The following is a 19,633-nucleotide window of genomic DNA, read 5'->3' as shown; positions in this document are numbered from 1 at the left end:
CAAAGCGGCGCGGGTGCTAAGGAGTCCGCGTCGCCTGCGCTCCACGCTCGCGGTAAGGCGTGGTGTCGTAATGCGCACGGTAGCATTTGGAGAAATGCGACGGCGATGCGAAGCCGCAGGCTAGCGCCACGTTAATCACGCTCATGTCGGTTTGCATCAGCAGGTTTCGTGCCTTTTGCAGGCGGATTTCCATGTAGTAGCGTTTGGGGCTGCGGTTCAGATAGCGGCGGAACAGGCGCTCCAGTTGGCGCGTGGACATGCCGACCTCTTTGGCCAGCAGCGACGGGCTGATCGGTTCTTCCACGTTGATCTCCATCATCTGGATCACGCGGCTCAACTTGGGGTGGCGCACCCCGATGCGTGTGGGGATAGATAGGCGCTGCTGGTCCTGATCGGTGCGGATGGAGGAATAAATCTGCTGGTCGGCCACCATGCTGGCGACGTCTTCGCCAAGGTCCGAGGCGATGATCTTCAGCATCAGGTCAATGGACGACGTGCCGCCCGCTGTGGTCATCCGGTTGCCATCTACGACGAAAACGGATTTGGTCAGTTCCACATCCTCGAATTCTTCGGTGAAGCTGTCCTGATTTTCCCAGTGGATCGTCGCCCGCTTCCCGTCCAGCAAACCTGCGCGGGCAAGCGCATAGGGCGCCGTGCAAAGCGCACCGATCACTACGCCGCGCCGCGCCTCTCGACGTAGCCAGTTCAACAGACGTTTGGTCGTCGCTTCCTGCACATGGGTGCCACCGCACAGAATGATCGTGTCATCGCGCAGGACCTCGTCCAGATCCATATCCAGCTTGTAGCTGATGCCGGAAGAGCACGAGATCGTGTCGCCACCTTCGCCTGCCAGCAGCCACTCGTAGCTGTCCGGCACCATGCGGTTGGCGATACGCAAGGCATCGACCGCGCCCGCAAAGCTGAGCATGGTGAAATTGTCCATCAATACGAAAATATAGCGCCGCTTCTTGGTGGGGACCAACGGAGCCGCGCTCTGGGTATCTTTGTGAGCCACGCGGCGGACCTCCCAATCCTAACGCCTCAAGGACGGAAAACGACATTGGTGATGTCGATTCCGTGTCTCCACCCTTAGCTGAGTTTTCGACATTGGCAAGCCCTTGAGTGTGGGGTAATACACGAGGCTTAATTACGGCAACGCTATCATTGATGGAGTATATGACCATGGCACAGGCTTGGACAAAGTCGGACTGGCGCAACAAACCACGCGTGCAGATGCCCGATTATCTGGACGCAGACGCCCTCGGGGCCGTCGAGGCCCAGCTTGCCAAGTATCCGCCATTGGTTTTTGCAGGCGAGGCACGCAAGCTGAAATCGGCGCTGGCATCGGTGTCGCGCGGCGAGGCGTTCCTGCTGCAAGGCGGCGACTGCGCCGAGAGCTTCGCAGAGTTCTCCGCAGACACGATCCGCGACACGTTCAAGGTGATGCTGCAAATGGCGATGGTGCTGACCTACGGCGCCAAGGTGCCGGTAGTCAAAGTGGGCCGCATGGCCGGGCAGTTCGCCAAGCCGCGTTCCGCGCCGACCGAGGTGAAGGATGGCGTGGAGCTGCCCAGCTACCGCGGCGATATCATCAACGAGCTCGAGTTCACCCCGGAAGCCCGCATCCCTGACCCAAAAAAGATGCTGCAAGCCTACACGCAGGCGGCGGCTTCGCTGAACCTGCTACGCGCGTTCTCGACAGGTGGCTATGCCGACGTGCATCAGGTCCATGCGTGGACGCTTGGCTTCACCGAGGGCGAGAAGGCGGCGCAATACCGTGAGATGGCGAATAACATCTCTGCCGCGCTGGACTTCATGAGCGCCGCTGGCGTCACGCAGGAAACGGCGCATACATTGCAGTCTGTGGACTTCTACACCTCGCACGAGGCGCTGCTGCTGGAATATGAAGAAGCGCTTTGCCGGATCGACAGCACCTCCGGCTTACCGGTGGCGGGTTCGGGTCACATGATCTGGATCGGCGACCGCACCCGTCAGCCTGACGGGGCCCATGTCGAGTTCGCGCGCGGTGTGCAAAACCCCATCGGTTTGAAATGCGGCCCGACGACCACGGCAGAAGACCTCAAGGTATTGATGTCGAAGTTGAACCCGACGAACGAGGCGGGCCGTCTGACCCTGATCGCACGCTTTGGTGCGGGCAATGTGGGCGAGCATCTGCCGCGGCTGATCAAGACCGTCAAGGACGAGGGGGCCAACGTCGTTTGGACCTGCGATCCCATGCACGGCAACACGATCAAGTCGTCGACGGGCTACAAAACGCGGCCGTTTGACTCGGTGCTGCGTGAAGTGCGCGAGTTCTTCGCAATTCACGCCTCCGAAGGTACGATCCCCGGTGGCGTCCATTTCGAGATGACCGGCAAGGATGTGACCGAATGCACCGGTGGTGTTCGTGCTGTCACCGACGAGGACCTGTCTGACCGCTATCACACTGCTTGCGATCCGCGCCTGAACGCGTCGCAGTCGCTGGAACTGGCGTTTCTGGTGTCGGAGGAACTGTCAGCCCTGCGCGAGGAGCGAAACCGCGCAGCGGGCTGATTTTGCGTTAGGTTCAAGACTTGAAAGCCGGACCCGAGGGTCCGGCTTTTTTGTTAGTCCTGCGGGGTGTCGCTGACCACCAGACGCAAATGCGGTCCGCCTTCGGGGCAACCGGCCTGCGCAGTGAACGGCTGCTGTGTCTCGCCAAAGCCGCTCGCGAGCGGTGTGTCCTTTACATGCTGCTCTTCCGGCGAAACCTCTCGGGTCTGTTCGCCGTTGATCAAGCTGGTGACCCGCGTTTCCTGAACGCGGAAACGTCTTGGGGCAAGCCCTACGACTCCCTCGGTCGTGAAGCAGCCGATGGCGCGGTCGACCTTACCACCGTCGCTTTTAAGCGGCAGGATCAGAAGGCGCGCACGTAACAGGCTGCCATTCGTGTCCTCGGAGATCATAATGTATTCGTGAATTTCCGGCTGCGTGAACACGCGCTCCAGCATGGCCGAGAAGCGGGCACGGCTGGATGGCGAGATAAACGAGCGCAGTGGCATGCCCCGCACTTCCATTCCCATCAGATCGTTCAGGTGCATCCCCGCAAGGCGGAACCGGATTGCTCCGGGTTGCAGGCGTTCCAGGATGAAGCCGTATTCCAGAGCACCGGTAATCTCGCGCGGGTCTATTTCCGAGCGCAGCGGCACAAGGCGCCCGCCGCGCAAGCTTTCCCAATAGCTGCGCATTTCGCTGAGGGCGGATATATCCCGCTTCGCCTGATGCTGCCAAAGCGAAACGATTTCCGCACCGTGAGAAGTTTGACTGTGCTGCTGTGTCATCCGTCTACCCCAAGCGTGGCCCCCCGACCGCGCATCCGATTTTCAATGTCTTAGCGTTTCGTCAGAACGCGTTGTGATCATTCGCAGGGTTTGGTACCCCGAAGGTGCAAATGATTACTATTGTCTTAATATGGCACAGATGTTGCCCGAAGTGGGTTTCTAAAGTGTTAACAGGTTAACCCGCTATGATCCGATCCATGACCGCCTTCGCTTCCCGCACCGACCGAGCCGGTCAGGTCTCGTGGACACTTGAGATGCGTGGTGTGAACGCCAAGGGCCTTGATATCCGTCTACGCTTGCCCGAACGACTGATGGCACAGGAGCAGCCCATTCGCGCCAAGCTGGCCAAGGCTTTTGCGAGAGGAGCGATCAGTGCAACATTGCGGCTGGATGAAGACGGCTTTGAGAGCGCTGTACAACTCGATGAGCATGCTCTGGAAAGCTACATCCTCGCCGCAATCCGTGTGCGGTCGATGGCGAAGAACAAGGGATTGCGGCTGACCGAGTCGACGGCAACGGACTATCTGGCCCTGCGCGGCGTCATGCAGAGCGCTGCCGGAACGGGGCCACTGCCGGAGGCCGATATTCTTGCCAGCTTCGATGCCGCTATCGTCGATTTTGCCGCGATGCGTGCCTCTGAGGGGGCAGCGCTCGATGAGGTGTTGCGCCAGCACCTGGCACAGATCGCTGGCCTGACCGCCGAGGCATCACAACTGGCAGCCGCGCGGAAGGATCAGGTGGCGTTGCAGCTAAAAACGAACCTTGCCCGTATTCTGGACAATGCGGACGGTGCCGACCCGGACCGTGTGGCGCAGGAACTGGCGTTGCTGGCCGTGAAAGCCGACGTGTCGGAAGAAATCGACCGCTTGTCCGCCCATGTCGCTGCGGCTGAGGTCTTGCTCGACAGTGACGGACCTGTCGGCCGCAAGCTCGATTTCCTGATGCAGGAATTCAACCGCGAGGCGAACACGTTATGCTCGAAGTCCGGCGCAGCGGAGCTGACGCGCGTGGGCCTTGACCTCAAAGCCGTGATCGACCAGATGCGAGAGCAAGTTCAAAACGTGGAGTAGCTATGACAGCCCGGCGCGGAATTCTGATCATCCTTTCGTCGCCCTCAGGCGCTGGCAAATCCACGCTGGCAGGGCGCTTGATGAAATGGGACGACAGCTTGTCCTTTTCCGTCTCCGCGACGACCCGCCCCCCGCGGGAGGGCGAACAGGACGGGCGTGAATACTACTTCCGCAGCCACGACGACTTCCGCAAGATGGTCGCGGAGGGTGAAATGCTGGAACACGCAGAAGTTTTCGACAATCTCTACGGCTCCCCCAAAGGGCCTGTGGAGGACGCGATCAAGGAAGGGCGCGACGTGATCTTCGACATCGACTGGCAGGGCGGCCAGCAGGTGCGCAACTCCGGTCTGGCCGAGGATGTGGTGTCGATTTTCATCCTGCCGCCGTCGATCGTGGAGTTGGAAAAACGCCTTAGATCCCGCGCGCAGGACAGCGACGAGGTGATCGCCGCCCGAATGCAGAAAAGCCGCGACGAGATCAGCCATTGGGCGGAATATGACTACTGTCTGGTGAACCACGACCTTGATGTCGCAGAAGAGCAGTTGAAAGCTATCCTTATCGCGGAGCGCCTGAAGCGCTCGCGCCAGCCGCATCTGATGACTTTGGTGCGCGAACTCAATGAAGAATATGAGGCCCGCAAATGACCCTTTACGCACTCGACGGTGTTTCCCCGCAACTGCCTGACAGCACGGATTTCTGGATTGCGCCCGATGCAAATCTGATCGGCGACATCTTGATCGAAGAGGGCGCGTCGGTCTGGTTTGGCGCGACCCTGCGCGGTGACAACGAACGGATCACGGTGGGGCGCGGCTCCAACATTCAGGAAAACTGCGTGCTGCACACCGATATGGGCTACCCGCTCGTCATCGGTCCGAATTGCACTATCGGGCACAAGGCGATGCTGCACGGCTGCACCATTGGCGAAGGCTCCTTGATCGGGATGGGCGCGACGGTGCTCAACGGTGCAAAAATCGGCAAGGGTTGCCTTATCGGGGCAGGGGCATTGGTAACCGAAGGCAAGGAAATTCCCGACGGCTCGCTGGTAATGGGTGCACCGGGCAAGGTCGTGCGGGAACTTGATGACAAAGCGAAAGCCGCGCTGATCGCGTCCGCAAAGGGCTACCAAGCCAACATGCGCCGCTTCCGCGACGGGTTGCAAAAACTCTAGACGTCGTAGCGCAAGGAGACAGCACTGTCGGAATGGCCCGCCTGCGCGGTTGCGCCAAGCTGAGCCAGTGCATCGCGCAACAAGATGAACTGAACCTGCGCTGCTGACAGGTCTCCCGCCTTGGTCGCTTTCGGCATCAACACGCTCCAGACCTCTGGCTCGACGCGGATCTTCTCGCCGTAGGCCTGCATCTGCCAGCTTCCCCGGTCACAGCGCAAAACGATCTTGCCGCCCGCAGGCAGCGCGGTTTCAAGGCATAGCACGCCCAGCAGCGCGATCTTTGCTTCCTGACGGCTGACGTCGGAGGTCGGCTCCCACATCACCTGAATGCGGCCACTGGCGTAGCAATCTCCAAGGAGCTTGACGATGTCGCCGCGCGCCATGCGCTGTCCCGCACTTGCTACCCCGAAAGCCAGCCGGAACAGGCGCACCCGTGCATTGGCGTTTGCGATACTCTCCTCGATCAGCGTAAGTTCGGGTGAGGGTGGCAGGCCGGACATGACCAAAAGCTCCATCCCGTTGCTGATCGCGCCTATAGGACTGATAAGATCGTGGCAGATGCGGGACGCCAGAAGGGACGCGGTGTCCTTCAGGTCAATCGCATCATCGACGTCGGAGAGTGCTTTGTCGGACAATATGAACTCCTTGCTGGAACCCGGAATGCTGGTGCGAAATCCGGCCGAGCCCGAATGGGGCCTCGGACAAGTTCAATCTAACATAAATGGTAAAATAACCGTTAATTTTGAGAATATGGGAAAAATGACATTGGAAAGTGCCAATATTGCACTGACACTGCAATTCGACCCCTGAGCCCGCCGGCATTGCCTTGAGCGCCGTTCGCGCTTATCTCCAAACAACTCCTGTTCCTAGTCTTGTTGGCCATGACCCTGTCAAAACCGCAGTTTCAAACCCGTCTGGCCCAATCCCCTGCCGATCTGCGTGCCTCGCAACAGCTGCGCTATCGCGTGTTCGTGGAGGAATTGGACGGCGACGGGGATCAAGTTGATCACGAAGCCGGATTGGAGCGCGATGCGTTCGATCCGTTCTTCGATCACCTGATTCTGCTGGACCACGCGCACAAGCCGGAGCAGGTCGTAGGCGTCTACCGTCTGCTTCGCGGTGATGCGTTGCCCGACGGCATGTCGTTTTACAGCGAGGGAGAATACGATCTGGGACCGCTCAAGCGCAGCGGGCGCCGCTTGCTGGAGTTGGGACGGTCCTGCGTCCATCCCGACTACCGGGGCGGGGCGGCCATGTTCCATCTGTGGCAGGCCCTGGCGGAGTATATCCAGCTCCACAGGATCGACATTCTGTTCGGCGTGGCTTCTTTCCATGGTACCGATGTCGACGCCGTGGCGCATTCCCTGTCGCTCTTGCACCACGCACATCTCGCGCCGCCAGAGTTGCGGCCACGCGCATTGACACATCAGCCGATGGACCTGATCCAGCCTGATCAGATCGACCGCTTGAAGGCCATGCGCGACACACCAGCTCTGATCAAGGCCTACTTGCGGCTTGGCGGCATGGTTGGGGACGGGGCCTATATTGATCACGAATTCAACACGATAGACGTCTGTCTTGTGATGGACACCGCGCGGATGTCACAAAAGCACCGCGCCATCTATTCCCGCGATCGCGCCGCAGTATGAAGGCGACTTGGGATAGCGGACAGCCACCGCCGCATGAGCGGCTTGGGCTGATGGCGTGGCTCCGCGTGGTGATGCGGGGGGTGCCGTTGGCGTTTCTGGTGTTTGGCGGCTTGATCGTCCTGCTGCTGGTTCGTCTGATCGAACGCCCGTTTCATGGCTTTCATCGCCCTTGGACCCCGCACATCACCCGCGTCGTTTGCCGCTCTTCGTTCGTCCTGCTGGGCATCAAGTTCCGGTCCGAAGGACACCCGATGACCGAGCGCGGCGCGGTCGTGGCGAACCACTGTAGCTGGCTGGACATCTTTGCCCTGAACGCCCGCAAGCGGGTTTATTTCGTGTCGAAATCGGAGGTGGCGAAGTGGCCCGGCATCGGCTGGCTGGCACGGTCCACCGGCACCGTCTTTATTGACCGCGATCCGCGTCAGGCGCGGGCGCAGAAAGAACTGTTCGAGAAACGTCTGCTGGCCGGTCACAAGCTGTTGTTTTTTCCTGAAGGAACAAGCTCTGACGGCATTCGGATTTTGCCATTCAAATCAACGCTTTTTGCGGCGTTTTTCACACCTCAATTGAAGGACGCGCTAAATGTGCAGCCGGTGACGCTCTCCTATCAGGCGCCCGACGGGGCCGATCCACGAATGTACGGCTGGTGGGGCGATATGGAGTTTGGCCCGCATTTGTTGCAAACGCTGGCTGCGTCGCCGCAGGGGCAGATCACGGTGACATACCACGCCCCGCTCAAAGTCTCAGACTTCGCCAGTCGCAAGGATTTGGCCATGACCTGCGAGAAGATCGTGCGGTCGGGGCTGAAACTCAGCCCAGCGGCGCAAGCACTGCTTTCAGAGCCGCGCTAGGGTTGTCGTCGCGCCAGATTTCCTCGCCGATGGCGAAGAAATCGGTGTAGGGGGCAAGACGCTCGACTGCTTCAACATTCACAGCGCCTTCGGCGACGACTGGCAATTCGATCATCTGCGACCACCACTCGAACGCCTCGGTCTCGGCCACCTGACCGTCGCCCAAAGCGGTTTCCCCGATTGGGCCGAGCGAGATGTAATCCGCGCCGCTTTCGCCCGCGCTCATGCCCTCGTGACGTGACGGGCCGCAGAACGCGCCGATCACCGCGTCGCCGCCGATTTCCTTGCGCACGTAGCGGACGGAGCGGGCGCCATCGAGCAAATGAACGCCGTCGAGGCCCAGCTTTTCGACCAGCAGGAAGTGGCTTTCGATCACCAGCGGAATATCGCGGGAATGTGCTTGTTCGCGGATCAGGTCGGCGGCGCGTGCGATCTTGTCCTCGTCCTTGGTGGCAAGGCTTAGACGCAGACAGGCGATCTCTACGTCATCAAGGACGCGGGCCAGCTTTGCGGGGAAGCTCGACAGCTCGAATTCGGGCGGGGTGATCAGGTAAACCTGTGGGGTTTCAGGGCCCTCTTGGGCAGTGTCGTTCTGGGCCATGGTCGTCTCCGCCGTTGTTTGGCCCCTCATAACGGGGGCGGCTGGCGCTCACAAGGGTGTTGCGGGGCAGGGCGTGCGGGCCTAAACGGTGCTGCACTGAACTAGGCGAGGCTTCATGTCCGGCACCGACCACCAATCCCAAGCCCCGTGGGGCGGCCCGCAACCCACGGTTGTGTTGGTCGCGCCGCAAATGGGCGAGAATATCGGCTCCTCCGCCCGCGCGATGTGGAATTTCGGGCTAGAGCGGATGCGGCTCGTCAACCCGCGCGACGGATGGCCGAACCCGGCGGCGGTCGCGACGGCCTCGGGGGCTGCGCGGGTGCTGGATCACGTGCGGGTTTTCGACGGCACAGCCGACGCTTTGGGCGATATGGACTATGTTTTCGCCACCACCGCACGGTCGCGCGATCTGACCAAGCCCGTGATGACGCCGGAGCGCGCGATGGAACACGCCCGCGCCATGACGGAGGCAGGTAAGCGCGTCGGCATCATGTTCGGGCCGGAGCGGGCAGGGCTGGAAAACGTCGATATCGCGCAGGCCAATGCGCTGATCTCGGTGCCGGTGAACCCCGGTTTCGCGTCGTTGAACCTTGCGCAATGCGTGTTGCTGGTGGCCTATGAGTGGCGCCGTCAAACCGGTGAGGACGCGCCGGAAGTGGTGGAGATGGCAGGCACCGAATTCGCCACGCAGGTCGAGGTGGAGAAGCTCTACGAGCATTTCGCACAGCGGCTGGACGCCGCGGGATTCTTCTTCCCCGACCACAAGGCGGATTCGATGCGGCTGAACCTGCGCAATATGTTCTCGCGCCTGCCAATGACGCAGGCGGATATCCAGACGTTCCACGGCATGCTGCGACAGTTTGTGCGGTGGAAAGAGCGTGGCGACTGACTTGTCGGCCTTGGCCCCTCGGCCTAGGTTGAACGCGAACAGATGAGGCATGAAATGGCAGGCAAGCGCAGCATTTTCGAAGAGGTCGACAAGGCCGAGAAACCCGTAGCCCAACCCGGCGCGATTGACCGCGCGGCCAGCCGTGGCAATCGTCGCGGCATCCGCGCGTGGTTGATGGTGCTGTTTGCGCTGGTCGTGGTGATGATCGCCGTGGGCGGGCTGACCCGTCTGACCGATAGCGGGTTGTCCATCACGGAATGGAAACCCGTCACCGGCGCGATGCCACCCATGTCGGAGGCCGCATGGGAGGTTGAGCTGGAGAAATACCGCGCCATCCCCGAATACCAGTTGCAAAACAAGGGCATGAGCATGTCCGAGTTCAAGACGATCTACTGGTGGGAATGGGGTCACCGCCAGCTTGGTCGCTTCATTGGCGTCGTTTGGGCCGTGGGCTTCCTGTGGTTTCTGCTACGCAAGCAGATCCCGACAGGCTGGACCGGCCGCCTGATCGCGGTCGGCGCACTTGGCGGGCTGCAAGGGGTGATTGGCTGGTGGATGGTGTCCTCCGGGCTTACGGGTCAGATGCTGGACGTGGCGTCCTACCGGCTGGCGACGCATCTGGGACTGGCCTTCGTCATCCTCGGGTTGATCGCGTGGTATGTGTTCTTGCTGGGCCGCCGCGAAGCGGATCTGATGCAGGCGCGGCGCTCCGGTGTGCCATGGCTGACGCGGCTGGCGACTGTTCTGGTGGCGCTGGCATATCTGCAAATCATAGTCGGCGCACTGGTTGCGGGCATCGACGCGGGGCGCACCTATACGGACTGGCCGCTGATGGCGGGCGACGTGTTCCCTGAACTGGCGTTCGAACACACCCCGGCATGGCGCAACTTCTTCGAGAGCGAGGCGCTGGTGCAGTTCAACCACCGGATGCTGGGTTACGTCCTGTTTGCGTTCGCCATGTTCGTCTGGTGGCGTTCCCGCCGCGCGGCAAGCCGCGCGGTGAAGCAGTCTTTCGACTGGATGGCGGTGATGATGTTCGGACAACTGGTGCTGGGCATCGGCACCGTGCTTTACGCGGCCCCGTGGCACCTGGCGATCATCCACCAGTTCGGCGCAGTGGTGCTGATCTGCCTGATCCTGCGCGCGCGGTTCCTGAGCATCTATCCCATCGCACAATCCGTCAGGACCTGAGGCATGACCGCATTCGAAGACTTGATGGCGTTCGAGCGCACGACGCAGGCGCTGGCTTCCGTCGCAGGGCGCACCGGCTGGGATCAGGAGACGGTCATGCCCGAAGGCGCGGCGGCGCTGCGGTCCGAAGAGATGGCGGCGATGGAAGCCGTGCTTCATGCGCGGCGCACGGATGGTCGGATCGGGGAGTGGCTGGAAAAGGCCGAAGCGCCGGATGAGGCTGGCGAAGCGGCGCTGCGCCACCTGAAACGCTCCTTCGCGCGCAATACCAAAGTGCCGGAGCGGCTGGCGACCGACATCGCACGGCAGACCTCTGCGGGGCAGGGTATCTGGGCCAAGGCGCGCGCGGAGAACGACTTTGCCTCTTTCGCCCCGACGCTGACCCGTATGATCGAATTGAAGCGGGAGGAGGCGGCGTGCCTTGCAAATGGCGGCGATCTTTATGACGCGCTGTTGGAGGACTACGAGCCCGGCATGACCGGCGCGGAGCTGCAAAGCCTCTTCGACCGGATGCGTCCGCGTCTGGTGGACTTGCGCCGCCGCGTACTGGAGGCTGACGCCCCCGCGCCGCTGGACCGTGAATTCGACGAGGCGGGGCAGATGGCGCTGTCGTCCAAGCTGGCTCAGGTGTTTGGCTACGATCTGACACGCGGGCGGATCGACAAGGCGGTGCATCCGTTCTCCAGCGGCTCCGGCACCGATGTGCGCATCACTACCCGCACCGCGCCGCGCGATCCGTTCAACTGCTTCTATTCTACCATCCACGAGGTCGGACACGCCTGCTACGAGCAGGGCATCCGCGACGACTACGCTCTCACGCCTTTGGGTGCGGGCGTGTCGATGGGCGTGCATGAAAGCCAGTCGCGGATATACGAGAACCAGCTTGGCCGCTCGCGGGCGTTCACCGGCTGGCTCTACGGCCAGATGCGTGACCAGTTCGGCGATTTTGGCGTGGCGGACGAGGATGGGTTCTACAAGGTCGTGAACCGCGTCGGCTCCGGTTATATCCGCACCGAGGCGGACGAGGTGCATTACAACCTGCACGTGATGCTCCGCTTCGACCTGGAACGCCAGTTGATCGCCGGACAGCTTGAGGTTGCCGATCTGGAAGACGCATGGAACGCGCGGTTCGAGGCGGATTTCGGCATTGCCGTAGACAAGCCTGCGAACGGTGTGTTGCAAGACGTTCATTGGTCCTTCGGGCTGTTCGGCTATTTCCCGACCTACAGTCTGGGCAATGTCTACGCGGGGTGCCTGTATCAGACGCTGCGGGATGCGGTGCCCGCTTTGGACAGTGACTTAGCACGCGGCGATACCTCGGGTGCTACAACATGGTTGCGTGACAACCTCCAGCAGTTCGGTGGGTTGCGGGAGCCAAGCGACACCATCGAGCACGCCTGCGGCTTCGCGCCGTTCGAGGGGCCTTTGCTGGACTATCTGGAAACGAAGTTCACCGCGCTCTACGAGGTCTGAGCCTTGGCCCACGCGCCCAGCGTCTCGATATTTCCGTGGCTCAGTTTAGGCACGGAGCGGTATGCGGCGTTGACGAAGCAAAACAGCGCGAAGGCGAGCAGGCCAACGCATAAGCCGGTGACGAATATCTGGCCGTAAAGTTGGCTTGACAGCGTGTCAAACACCTCCCCCAAGCCTCCGGCTTGCTGTGCTTGGGCTCTCCAACCGGCAAGGCTGAGCAATCCGCCGATGATGGAAATCGCGATGCCCTGCGCCGCTATACCGGCCTCCAACACGTAGTTGAGATGTTGGGTCACGGGATTGGATTCGAGATGATCCTGATAGGACCGAGACACCGCCTTGTAGAAGTAATAGAGCCCCGCACAGATCGTAATCGCGCCGGCGCCCATGACGGCATAGCGGCCCAACGGGGCGGACAGCACGGCGGACACCACCTCATCTATTGAGCCGCCGCCGTCGTCTGACTCATCGACAGAGAAGGCCGCGATTATTGCCACTGCGCCGATCAGCAGGTGCAGAAGGCCTGTCACGCCTTGGGCGACACGGGCAATGATGCCTTTAGGCGAGTTGCCATGGTCCTCCAGATCGAACACCGCGCAGACCAGGCGCCACACGCAATAGGCCAGCATCCCCACGGCGATCAGACCTAGAAGCAAGTCGCCAAGTGTCGATCTGCTGAGGTCGGAAAACACCTCGGACGGACCGCTGGCGCTGCCCCCTTGCCAGATGGTCCAGAGCGACACACCCGCCACGCTCAGATAGGCGAGACCGCGACCGGCATAGCCTGCGCGCATGAGGTGGATGGTCCAGTCGAGATCGGATTGCGCCACGGGCGTGCTCCCTTTGTTCAAGGAAGAACCCGCAATAACGTCTTTCGTTCCCTGCGCCTATTCGGCTGCGATTTTGATGACCGGCTCCATACGGGCAAGGATGTCGTCGGCGAGGTGGCATTTGACCTGATGGCCTTCCGCCAATGTGCGCACGGGCGGGACATCCTTCTCACACAGGTTGCCCGGCACCTGATCCTTCCAGCGGCAGCGCGTCTGGAACGGGCAGCCGGGCGGCGGGTTCATTGCAGACGGGATGTCCCCCTCCAGCACGATATGCTGCTTCTCGATGGAGGTGTCAGCAATCGGAACCGCTGACAACAGCGCTTCGGTATAGGGGTGGTAGGGCGGCTGGAAGACCTGATCGGTCGTGCCCATTTCCACGACATGTCCAAGATACATTACCATAACGCGATCAGACAGATAGCGCACGATGCTCAAGTCGTGGGAGATGAACAGAAGCGTGGTTTTGTTCTCACGCTGGATCTCCATCAAGAGGTCCGTGACTGCTGCCTGAACCGACACGTCGAGGGCGGAGACAGGCTCGTCCGCGACCACGATCTTGGCGTCACCGGCGAAGGCACGGGCGATGCCGACGCGTTGCTTTTGCCCGCCTGACAACTGGCGTGGCATGCGGCCCGCAAATTCACGGGGCAGTTTCACGAGGTCGAGCAGTTCCAGCATACGTTGCTTGCGGTCGTCCTCGGTATCCCCGATGCCGAAAATTTCCAGCGCCCGGATGATCTGGCGGCCCACCGTCATCGACGGATTGAGCGTGTCGAACGGGTTCTGGAATACCATCTGCACGTTGGAGATCGTCTTGGTGTCGCGCTCCTCGATGGGAATATCCTGAATTTCGCGATTGTGGAGCAGGATTTTGCCGTCTGTTGCCGTCTCCAGACCCATCAGAACCTTGGCGAAGGTGGACTTGCCGCAACCGGACTCGCCGACGATGGCGAGGGTCTCGGATTCGCGGGCCTCGAAGCTGAGGGTTTCGTTGGCTTTCACCACCTTCTTGTTGGACCCGCCGAACAGCGCTGATGCCGCAACCTCATAGTATTTCTTGAGGTTTTCCATCTTCAGCACGACGTCGCCCGGCTCGGCCTTCTCAGTGGTGACCGCAGCGGCGATGGGGGCGTTCCAGTCGATTTCCTCGATGCGCAGGCAGCGGGAGCCGTGGCGGTCGTTGCCCCTGATCTTTTGCATCTTGATGTCGCCCTGATCGCACAAGCCCTCCTTGAAGTAGTCGCAACGCGGGCCGAAATTGCACCCTTGAGGGCGCTCGTGGGGCAGGGGAAAGTTGCCCGGAATGGCGACCAGCGGTCGCGCATTTTTGTCGGCACCCGGTAGCGGGATGGAGCGGAACAGGGCCTGCGTATAAGGGTGCTGCATATCGTCGAAGACGTCTTCGATGGAGCCAGTCTCCACCGCCTCGCCGGAATACATCACGCAGATGCGGTCGCAGGTTTCCAGCACCAGCCCGAGGTTGTGCGAGATGAACAGCATGGACGTGCCGTATTTCTTGCCAAGGTCCTTGACCAGGTCGACCACGGCGGCCTCCACTGTCACATCCAACGCGGTGGTCGGCTCGTCGAGGATCAGCAGAGAAGGCTTTGACATCAAGGCCATAGCGATCACGATGCGCTGTTGCTGACCGCCCGACAACTGGTGCGGGAAGCTATTAAGAATGCGCTTGGGGTCGGGCAGTTTGACGTCTGTGACGACTTCCAAGGCGCGCTCGTAGGCCTCTTTCTCGGAGGTGCCGAAATGGATCATCGGCACTTCCATAAGCTGCTTGCCGATGCGCATGGCGGGGTTGAGAGACGCCATAGGCTCTTGATAAATCATGGCAATTTCGGAGCCGCGGATGTTGCGCAGCTCCTCGGCGCTCATCTGGCCCAGATCGCGGCCTTTGAACTTGATGGAGCCACCGACGACGCTGCCGTTGACGCCTAAATCCTGCATGACGCCAAGGGCCACGGTGGACTTGCCGCAACCGGACTCGCCCACGAGGCCCATGGCCTCGCCGGGTTGCACGGTGCAGGAGAAATCCATCACGGCGGGGATCTCTCGAAGGCGGGTGAAGAAGGAAATGGACAGTTGGTCAATTTCCAGGATCGGGCCGGAATAGGTCTCTGCGTCAGCCATTTTGCAGGCCTCCCTGAGGTTGTTTTTGGGGGTCTGCGAAGCGTCGGCAAAGTGTCGGCTTTTTGTCGGGCATCATGTCAGTCCTTCAGGCTTTCTTCGCGCAGGCCGTCTGCGAGCAGGTTGAGCCCCAGAACGAGGCTCATGAGCGCGATGGCAGGCACGATTGCAGGATGGGGATAGACGCTGAGCAGGCGTCGGCCGGCGTTGATCGTCGTTCCCCAATCAGGGCTTTCCGAGGACAGGCCAAGGCCGAAGAAGCCCAAGGTGCCGAGCAAGATTGTCGTATAGCCGATGCGCAGGCAGAAATCGACGATCAGCGGGCCACGGGCGTTGGGCAGGATTTCCCACAGCATGATATACCACGGACCCTCGCCACGGGTTTGACCCGCCGCCACATAGTCCCGCGTTTTGATGTCGAGCACGAGGCCCCGCACGATCCGGAACACGGTGGGGGAGTTCACGAACACCACCGAGACGAACACGATCAACACGCCGCCATCAATGGAGATCAGGCCGAGCGGGTCCGCGTCCCATGCCAGCCCCAGATAGAGATAGCCGCCGATGAGGACCGTCAGGCCCACATAGAGGTTGCGCTTGGACGGCTGCGTGAAAAAGCGCGAGTCGAACAGGACCACGAGGAAGACCAGCGGGAACAGGAACAGGATCGACGCGAGGATCGTCGGCACGGTCCAGATATAGTTGGTGCCGGGGATCGGGATGCCTGCCGCGCGGATTTCCGGCGTGACCAGCAGGAAGAACAGCAAGATCACCGGGAAGGCGAGGACCAGATTGGCAAGGAAGCTGATGATTGTGTCCAGCTTGCCGCCGAAATATCCGGCGGGCAGGCCCAGCGTGATGCCGACCATGAAGGCAAACAGCGTCGCCGCTGGTGCAATCACCAGAACCACCTGAGAGCCTTGGACCACCCGGCTGAACACGTCGCGCGCAAGGTTGTCGCCGCCTAATAGGTAGTGGCTGTAATCGCCTTCCTCCGCGCCGCGCAGGGGCGTTCCGGGCAGCTTGTTCTTCATGCCGGAAACCTGACCGAGCGGATCATGGGTGATGACCATATCCATCGCCACGAAGATGGCGGTGAACACCCAGAACATGACGATTGCGAAACCGACCATGCCGATGGGACTGTCGAACAGCTTGCCGTAAAGGCCCAGCTTGCGTTTGTAGGTGATCGACAGGACGAAGGTCACGGCGAGCGCGATCCAGACGGGCAGGAAGCGCATACCAAGTTCGCCGATGATGCCCGCCGCGCCAAAGGGTAGCACGATGCCCGCAAGCGGGTAGATCAGCGCCAGAACCAGCGTGACGATCCCGAGCGGCAGGATGAAGCGGCTGAGCGCGTCGGAGTTTGTGCCTCCCGCCGCCATCGTGCCGTCCGAGGAAGTGAAGGTGTATTTGGCGTTCTCGTAGGTGCTGAGGAGGATGTAGCCGATAACGGCGAGGATCAGCCCAAGCGCTGCGAGCGCGAAAAGCGGGTTCAGGTAGGTGCCGAGCGCACCCGTCCAGGTAAGCGGCTCCATTATGAAATCCTAATGCGTGGGTTGAGGAACACGTAGCCGATATCGGAGATCAGCTGCGTCACGAGCACGACGATCACCGCGACGACAGAGCCGCCGAGCAGCAGGTCGATATCGTTGTTCGAGGCGGCCTGCACCAGCATCCAGCCGAAGCCCTTGTAGTTGAACAGGGTCTCGGTGATGACGACGCCGGTCAGCAGATAGGGGAACTGCAACATGATGACGGTGAACGGCGCGATCAGCGCGTTGCGCAGGGCGTGCTTCATGACGATGTTGGGGAAGCTCACGCCCTTGAGGCGGGCGGTGCGGATGTATTGCGCGGTCATGACCTCGGCCATGGAGGCGCGGGTCATGCGGGCGACGTAGCCCACGCCGTAAAGCGCGATGGTGGCGACGGGCAGGGTGATGTTGGCCCATGTGAAGTCTTCCATCGCCGATGTGGCGGAGCCTTTGAACCATTTGAGGCCGAAGGCAGACGAGGCAAACACGGCGATGAAGATCACACCGGAGACATATTCGGGCGTCGCAGACGACGCGATGGAGAAGGTGGAGAGCGTCCGGTCCATCCGGCTGCCCTCTCGCATACCCGCCAGCACGCCGATGATAAGCGCGGCGGGGATCATCACGGCGAAGGCCAGCAGCGCCAGCCAGCCGGTTAGCGCGAGGCGTTTGGAGATGATCGTGCCTGCGTCGTCCTTGAAGGTGGACGAATATCCCCATTCCCCCTGCAACACCCCGCAATAGCGTGGCGCGGTCTCGGGCGTGTTCACGCCCTCGCGGATACATTTGCCGGTGGTTACGCCCGCCTCGTTCGTGGTGACGTGGTTGGGCAGCACCCCGAGCCAGCGTCCGTATTTGACGGGCAGGGGGGCAAGATAGCCTTCGCGCGTGAGATAGCTGGCCACGGCCTCGTCCGACATACGGAAGTTGCCTTGGGTTTTGGCCAGCTTTTCGAGGTTGGGGTAGAGGTTCGTCATGAAGAACACGATGAAGGTGAGGCAGAGCGCCGTCAGTAACATCACGCCGACACGACGGAGGATAAACATTCCCATCGGGTGTCCCTGTTGGTTGGCTGCCGCGCCGCGCCCTTGGGGCGTCTTGTGACCGGATACAAGTGCAGCCGGATGCGGTAGCTAGTTGGCAGGAAGGGCCGCCTTGGCGGGCGGCCCTTCTTGGTGGTTGGCCGCTTAGGCGGCGAAGCCGTATTTGTAGATCTGGGGCAGATACGCGATGTGCATCTCGGTGCCCACGACCCCCGGCTTGCTGTGGCGGTAAAGCGAGCGCCAGTAGGGCTGCAACGTCACGCCTTCGTCGCGCATGATGGTCTGGAGCTTTTCCGAGACCACGCGGCGCTTGTCTGCATCGGCGATGGAGTTGGCCTCGGCCAGCGCCGCGTCAAACTCGGCGTTGGAGAAGGCGGCTTCGTTCCACGCCTCGCCGGAGCGGTAGGCGAGACCAAGGATCTGGACGCCCAGCGGGCGGTGGTTCCAGTTTGTCGACGAGAAGCCGTATTTGGTCCAGTCGTTCCAGAAGGTTGTGCCCGGAATGATGGTCCGCTTGATGTTGAAGCCCGCGTCGCGCAGCTGCGCGCCCACCGCGTCGGTGGTGTTCTTGCGCCAGTCATCGTCGATGGAGATCAGCTCGAACTCGTAATCGGCCATGCCTGCTTCTTCGAGCAGCGCTTTGGCCTTGGCTGGATCGTATTCCAGACCTGGCACGTCAGCGTGTTCGGGATGCATCGGGCCGACATGGGTGTTCTCGGCGACCTGACCCTGATTGGCGTAGCCCAGCTCAAGGCAAACGGCGCGGTCTACGGCATGAGCGATGGCTTGGCGGACGCGCACATCTGCGTAGGGCTTGTTGCCGTCGGCATCCACAGCTTCCTGGTTCGGACGGATGACGATGGTAGCGCCGGACGCAACCTCGGAGCGTTCCCAGCCTAGGCCGTCGAACACGTCCACGAACTCGCCGACGTTTTCGTACATCGTGTCGATCTCGTCAGCTTCGGCGGCGGCGAGCCATGCGGCGGGGTCCTGACCGTAGTCGATATATTCGATCCGGTCGAGATATGCGCCTTTGCCTGCGGCGTAGCCCCACCAGTCATGGTCCTCGTTGCGCACGATGACCGCCTTGACGCCGACTTCCAGCGATTCAGGTTTGTAGGGGCCGGTGCCGACCGGGTTGGCCAACATGTCCTCGGGCGTGCCGGTGGCGGAGCCGTGGTAGACCGCTGCCGGATAGTCCGACATGCCCGCGATCAGGGTGATGTCGGGGGCGGGCAGGTTCAGCTTGACGGTGTGGCTGTCCACGACCTCCACGGCGCCGTCGATGACCTTGTTGGTGTTGGCGTCGATCAGAATGGCGAAGCGGCCCGCCATGGAGTTGCCTTCCACATCCTTGTCGCACCATGCGCTGATGACACGCGCCACGTCTTCGGCGGTGAAGTCGTCACCGTTGTTCCACTTCACGCCCTGACGGACGTTCAAGGTGTATTCGGTGGCGTCGTCGTTGATCTCCCACGACTCCAGCAACATCGGCGCGAACGTGCCGTCATTGTTGTACTCGACCATGTATTCCAGCCAACCGGCGGTGAAATAGGCGATCTGGGTCCAGTCGAATGTGCGCGGGTCTTTCAGCGCGCGGACTTCCATTTGCATCCGGAGCGTGCCGCCCTGCTGGGCGTGGGCCTCGGCTGCGGCGGGCGTCGCGCCGATCATGCCGTAGGCGGCGGTGGCGGTGACGCCGAGCATGGTTGCCCGTGCCATGAACTCGCGGCGATCCATCAGGCCCGCCTTGTGTTCTTCCGCATACATATCGACCGCTGGATGCACCGGCTGGCCGTTGATGGTTTCAATCGTCATGTTTGTCTCCCTGTAGACTTTGACTTGCAGAGGGCAGGCAACTCGACCGGATT

Annotated in this window: 19 protein-coding genes; 10 read left to right on the top strand and 9 right to left on the bottom strand. The window is 61.3% G+C overall.

The window, feature by feature from the left end; all coding sequences use genetic code 11:
* Window positions 1-16: 16 nt before the first annotated feature.
* A complete protein-coding gene (locus THALAR_RS05130) occupies window positions 17-1,015 on the bottom strand; it encodes a GlxA family transcriptional regulator (protein WP_051153576.1) in 999 nt (332 codons plus the stop codon).
* Window positions 1,016-1,182: 167 nt separating this feature from the next.
* On the opposite strand from THALAR_RS05130, the gene THALAR_RS05125 reads away from it, so the two are divergent.
* Window positions 1,183-2,553, top strand: a complete 1,371-nt coding sequence (locus tag THALAR_RS05125) for a class II 3-deoxy-7-phosphoheptulonate synthase (RefSeq protein WP_040817736.1) — start codon at window positions 1,183-1,185, stop codon at window positions 2,551-2,553.
* A gap of 53 nt (window positions 2,554-2,606) precedes the next feature.
* Here the strand turns inward: THALAR_RS05125 and THALAR_RS05120 are convergent, their stop codons facing one another.
* Entirely contained in the window at window positions 2,607-3,320 is a 714-nt protein-coding gene (locus tag THALAR_RS05120; protein ID WP_021100433.1) for a PAS domain-containing protein, read from the bottom strand.
* 185 nt (window positions 3,321-3,505) lie between these two features.
* Between THALAR_RS05120 and THALAR_RS05115 the strand changes: the two genes are divergently transcribed.
* From THALAR_RS05115 to THALAR_RS05105, 3 genes are read left to right on the top strand one after another with little or no spacing between them, the layout of a single operon-like run.
* Window positions 3,506-4,390, top strand: coding sequence for a YicC/YloC family endoribonuclease (locus tag THALAR_RS05115; RefSeq protein WP_021100432.1), 885 nt, complete (start codon window positions 3,506-3,508; stop codon window positions 4,388-4,390).
* A 2-nt stretch (window positions 4,391-4,392) separates the two neighbouring features.
* Complete coding sequence (gene gmk / locus THALAR_RS05110; RefSeq protein ID WP_021100431.1) at window positions 4,393-5,034, top strand: guanylate kinase; 642 nt, start codon at window positions 4,393-4,395, stop codon at window positions 5,032-5,034.
* Window positions 5,031-5,558: a gamma carbonic anhydrase family protein gene (locus tag THALAR_RS05105; RefSeq protein ID WP_021100430.1), complete on the top strand. Its 528-nt coding sequence runs from the start codon at window positions 5,031-5,033 to the stop codon at window positions 5,556-5,558. Before gmk ends, THALAR_RS05105 begins: the two co-directional genes overlap by 4 nt.
* Here the strand turns inward: THALAR_RS05105 and THALAR_RS05100 are convergent.
* On the bottom strand, window positions 5,555-6,193 hold the full coding sequence (locus THALAR_RS05100; RefSeq protein ID WP_021100429.1) for a histidine phosphotransferase family protein: 639 nt from the start codon (window positions 6,191-6,193) through the stop codon (window positions 5,555-5,557). The genes THALAR_RS05105 and THALAR_RS05100 overlap by 4 nt on opposite strands.
* Before the next feature lies 1 nt (window position 6,194).
* On the opposite strand from THALAR_RS05100, the gene THALAR_RS18030 reads away from it, so the two are divergent.
* From THALAR_RS18030 to THALAR_RS05090, 3 genes are all read left to right on the top strand, one after another.
* Entirely contained in the window at window positions 6,195-6,368 is a 174-nt protein-coding gene (locus THALAR_RS18030) for a DUF3553 domain-containing protein (RefSeq protein ID WP_021100428.1), read from the top strand.
* 71 nt (window positions 6,369-6,439) lie between these two features.
* Window positions 6,440-7,207 carry a GNAT family N-acetyltransferase gene (locus THALAR_RS05095; protein ID WP_021100427.1) on the top strand — a complete coding sequence of 256 codons (768 nt, stop codon included), beginning with the start codon at window positions 6,440-6,442 and terminating at the stop codon, window positions 7,205-7,207.
* Complete coding sequence (locus tag THALAR_RS05090) at window positions 7,204-8,058, top strand: lysophospholipid acyltransferase family protein (protein ID WP_051153572.1); 855 nt, start codon at window positions 7,204-7,206, stop codon at window positions 8,056-8,058. Before THALAR_RS05095 ends, THALAR_RS05090 begins: the two co-directional genes overlap by 4 nt.
* Here the strand turns inward: THALAR_RS05090 and THALAR_RS05085 are convergent.
* Window positions 8,018-8,659: a thiamine phosphate synthase gene (locus THALAR_RS05085; RefSeq protein WP_021100425.1), complete on the bottom strand. Its 642-nt coding sequence runs from the start codon at window positions 8,657-8,659 to the stop codon at window positions 8,018-8,020. The two genes, THALAR_RS05090 and THALAR_RS05085, sit on opposite strands and share 41 nt — an antisense overlap.
* Before the next feature lie 115 nt (window positions 8,660-8,774).
* Here THALAR_RS05085 and THALAR_RS05080 point away from each other — a divergent pair, with 115 nt between their 5' ends.
* The 3 genes from THALAR_RS05080 to THALAR_RS05070 are packed head-to-tail and all read left to right on the top strand — an operon-like array spanning window position 8,775 to window position 12,212.
* The gene (locus tag THALAR_RS05080) at window positions 8,775-9,548 is read left to right on the top strand and encodes an RNA methyltransferase (RefSeq protein ID WP_021100424.1); all 774 of its coding nucleotides are present in this window, start codon (window positions 8,775-8,777) and stop codon (window positions 9,546-9,548) included.
* Window positions 9,549-9,602: 54 nt separating this feature from the next.
* Complete coding sequence (gene ctaA / locus THALAR_RS05075) at window positions 9,603-10,739, top strand: heme A synthase (protein ID WP_021100423.1); 1,137 nt, start codon at window positions 9,603-9,605, stop codon at window positions 10,737-10,739.
* 3 nt (window positions 10,740-10,742) lie between these two features.
* Window positions 10,743-12,212: a carboxypeptidase M32 gene (locus tag THALAR_RS05070; protein ID WP_021100422.1), complete on the top strand. Its 1,470-nt coding sequence runs from the start codon at window positions 10,743-10,745 to the stop codon at window positions 12,210-12,212.
* Here the strand turns inward: THALAR_RS05070 and THALAR_RS05065 are convergent.
* From THALAR_RS05065 to THALAR_RS05045, 5 genes are all read right to left on the bottom strand, one after another.
* Window positions 12,200-13,042 carry a DUF1206 domain-containing protein gene (locus THALAR_RS05065; protein WP_021100421.1) on the bottom strand — a complete coding sequence of 281 codons (843 nt, stop codon included), beginning with the start codon at window positions 13,040-13,042 and terminating at the stop codon, window positions 12,200-12,202. The two genes, THALAR_RS05070 and THALAR_RS05065, sit on opposite strands and share 13 nt — an antisense overlap.
* A 57-nt stretch (window positions 13,043-13,099) precedes the next feature.
* The gene (locus THALAR_RS05060) at window positions 13,100-15,187 is read right to left on the bottom strand and encodes a dipeptide ABC transporter ATP-binding protein (RefSeq protein ID WP_021100420.1); all 2,088 of its coding nucleotides are present in this window, start codon (window positions 15,185-15,187) and stop codon (window positions 13,100-13,102) included.
* Between the two features lie 77 nt (window positions 15,188-15,264).
* Entirely contained in the window at window positions 15,265-16,722 is a 1,458-nt protein-coding gene (locus THALAR_RS05055) for an ABC transporter permease (RefSeq protein WP_021100419.1), read from the bottom strand.
* Window positions 16,722-17,771 (bottom strand): ABC transporter permease, encoded by a 1,050-nt coding sequence (locus tag THALAR_RS05050; protein ID WP_021100418.1) that lies wholly within the window; start codon window positions 17,769-17,771, stop codon window positions 16,722-16,724. The genes THALAR_RS05055 and THALAR_RS05050 overlap by 1 nt, the downstream gene beginning before the upstream one ends.
* Before the next feature lie 135 nt (window positions 17,772-17,906).
* Window positions 17,907-19,580: an ABC transporter substrate-binding protein gene (locus tag THALAR_RS05045; RefSeq protein ID WP_021100417.1), complete on the bottom strand. Its 1,674-nt coding sequence runs from the start codon at window positions 19,578-19,580 to the stop codon at window positions 17,907-17,909.
* Window positions 19,581-19,633: the final 53 nt, after the last annotated feature.

It is taken from the genome of Litoreibacter arenae DSM 19593 (assembly GCF_000442275.2).
Taxonomy (GTDB): Bacteria; Pseudomonadota; Alphaproteobacteria; order Rhodobacterales; family Rhodobacteraceae; genus Litoreibacter; species Litoreibacter arenae.
Note: the sequence above shows the minus strand (reverse complement) of the source record. Positions and strands in the feature narration are given on the sequence as shown.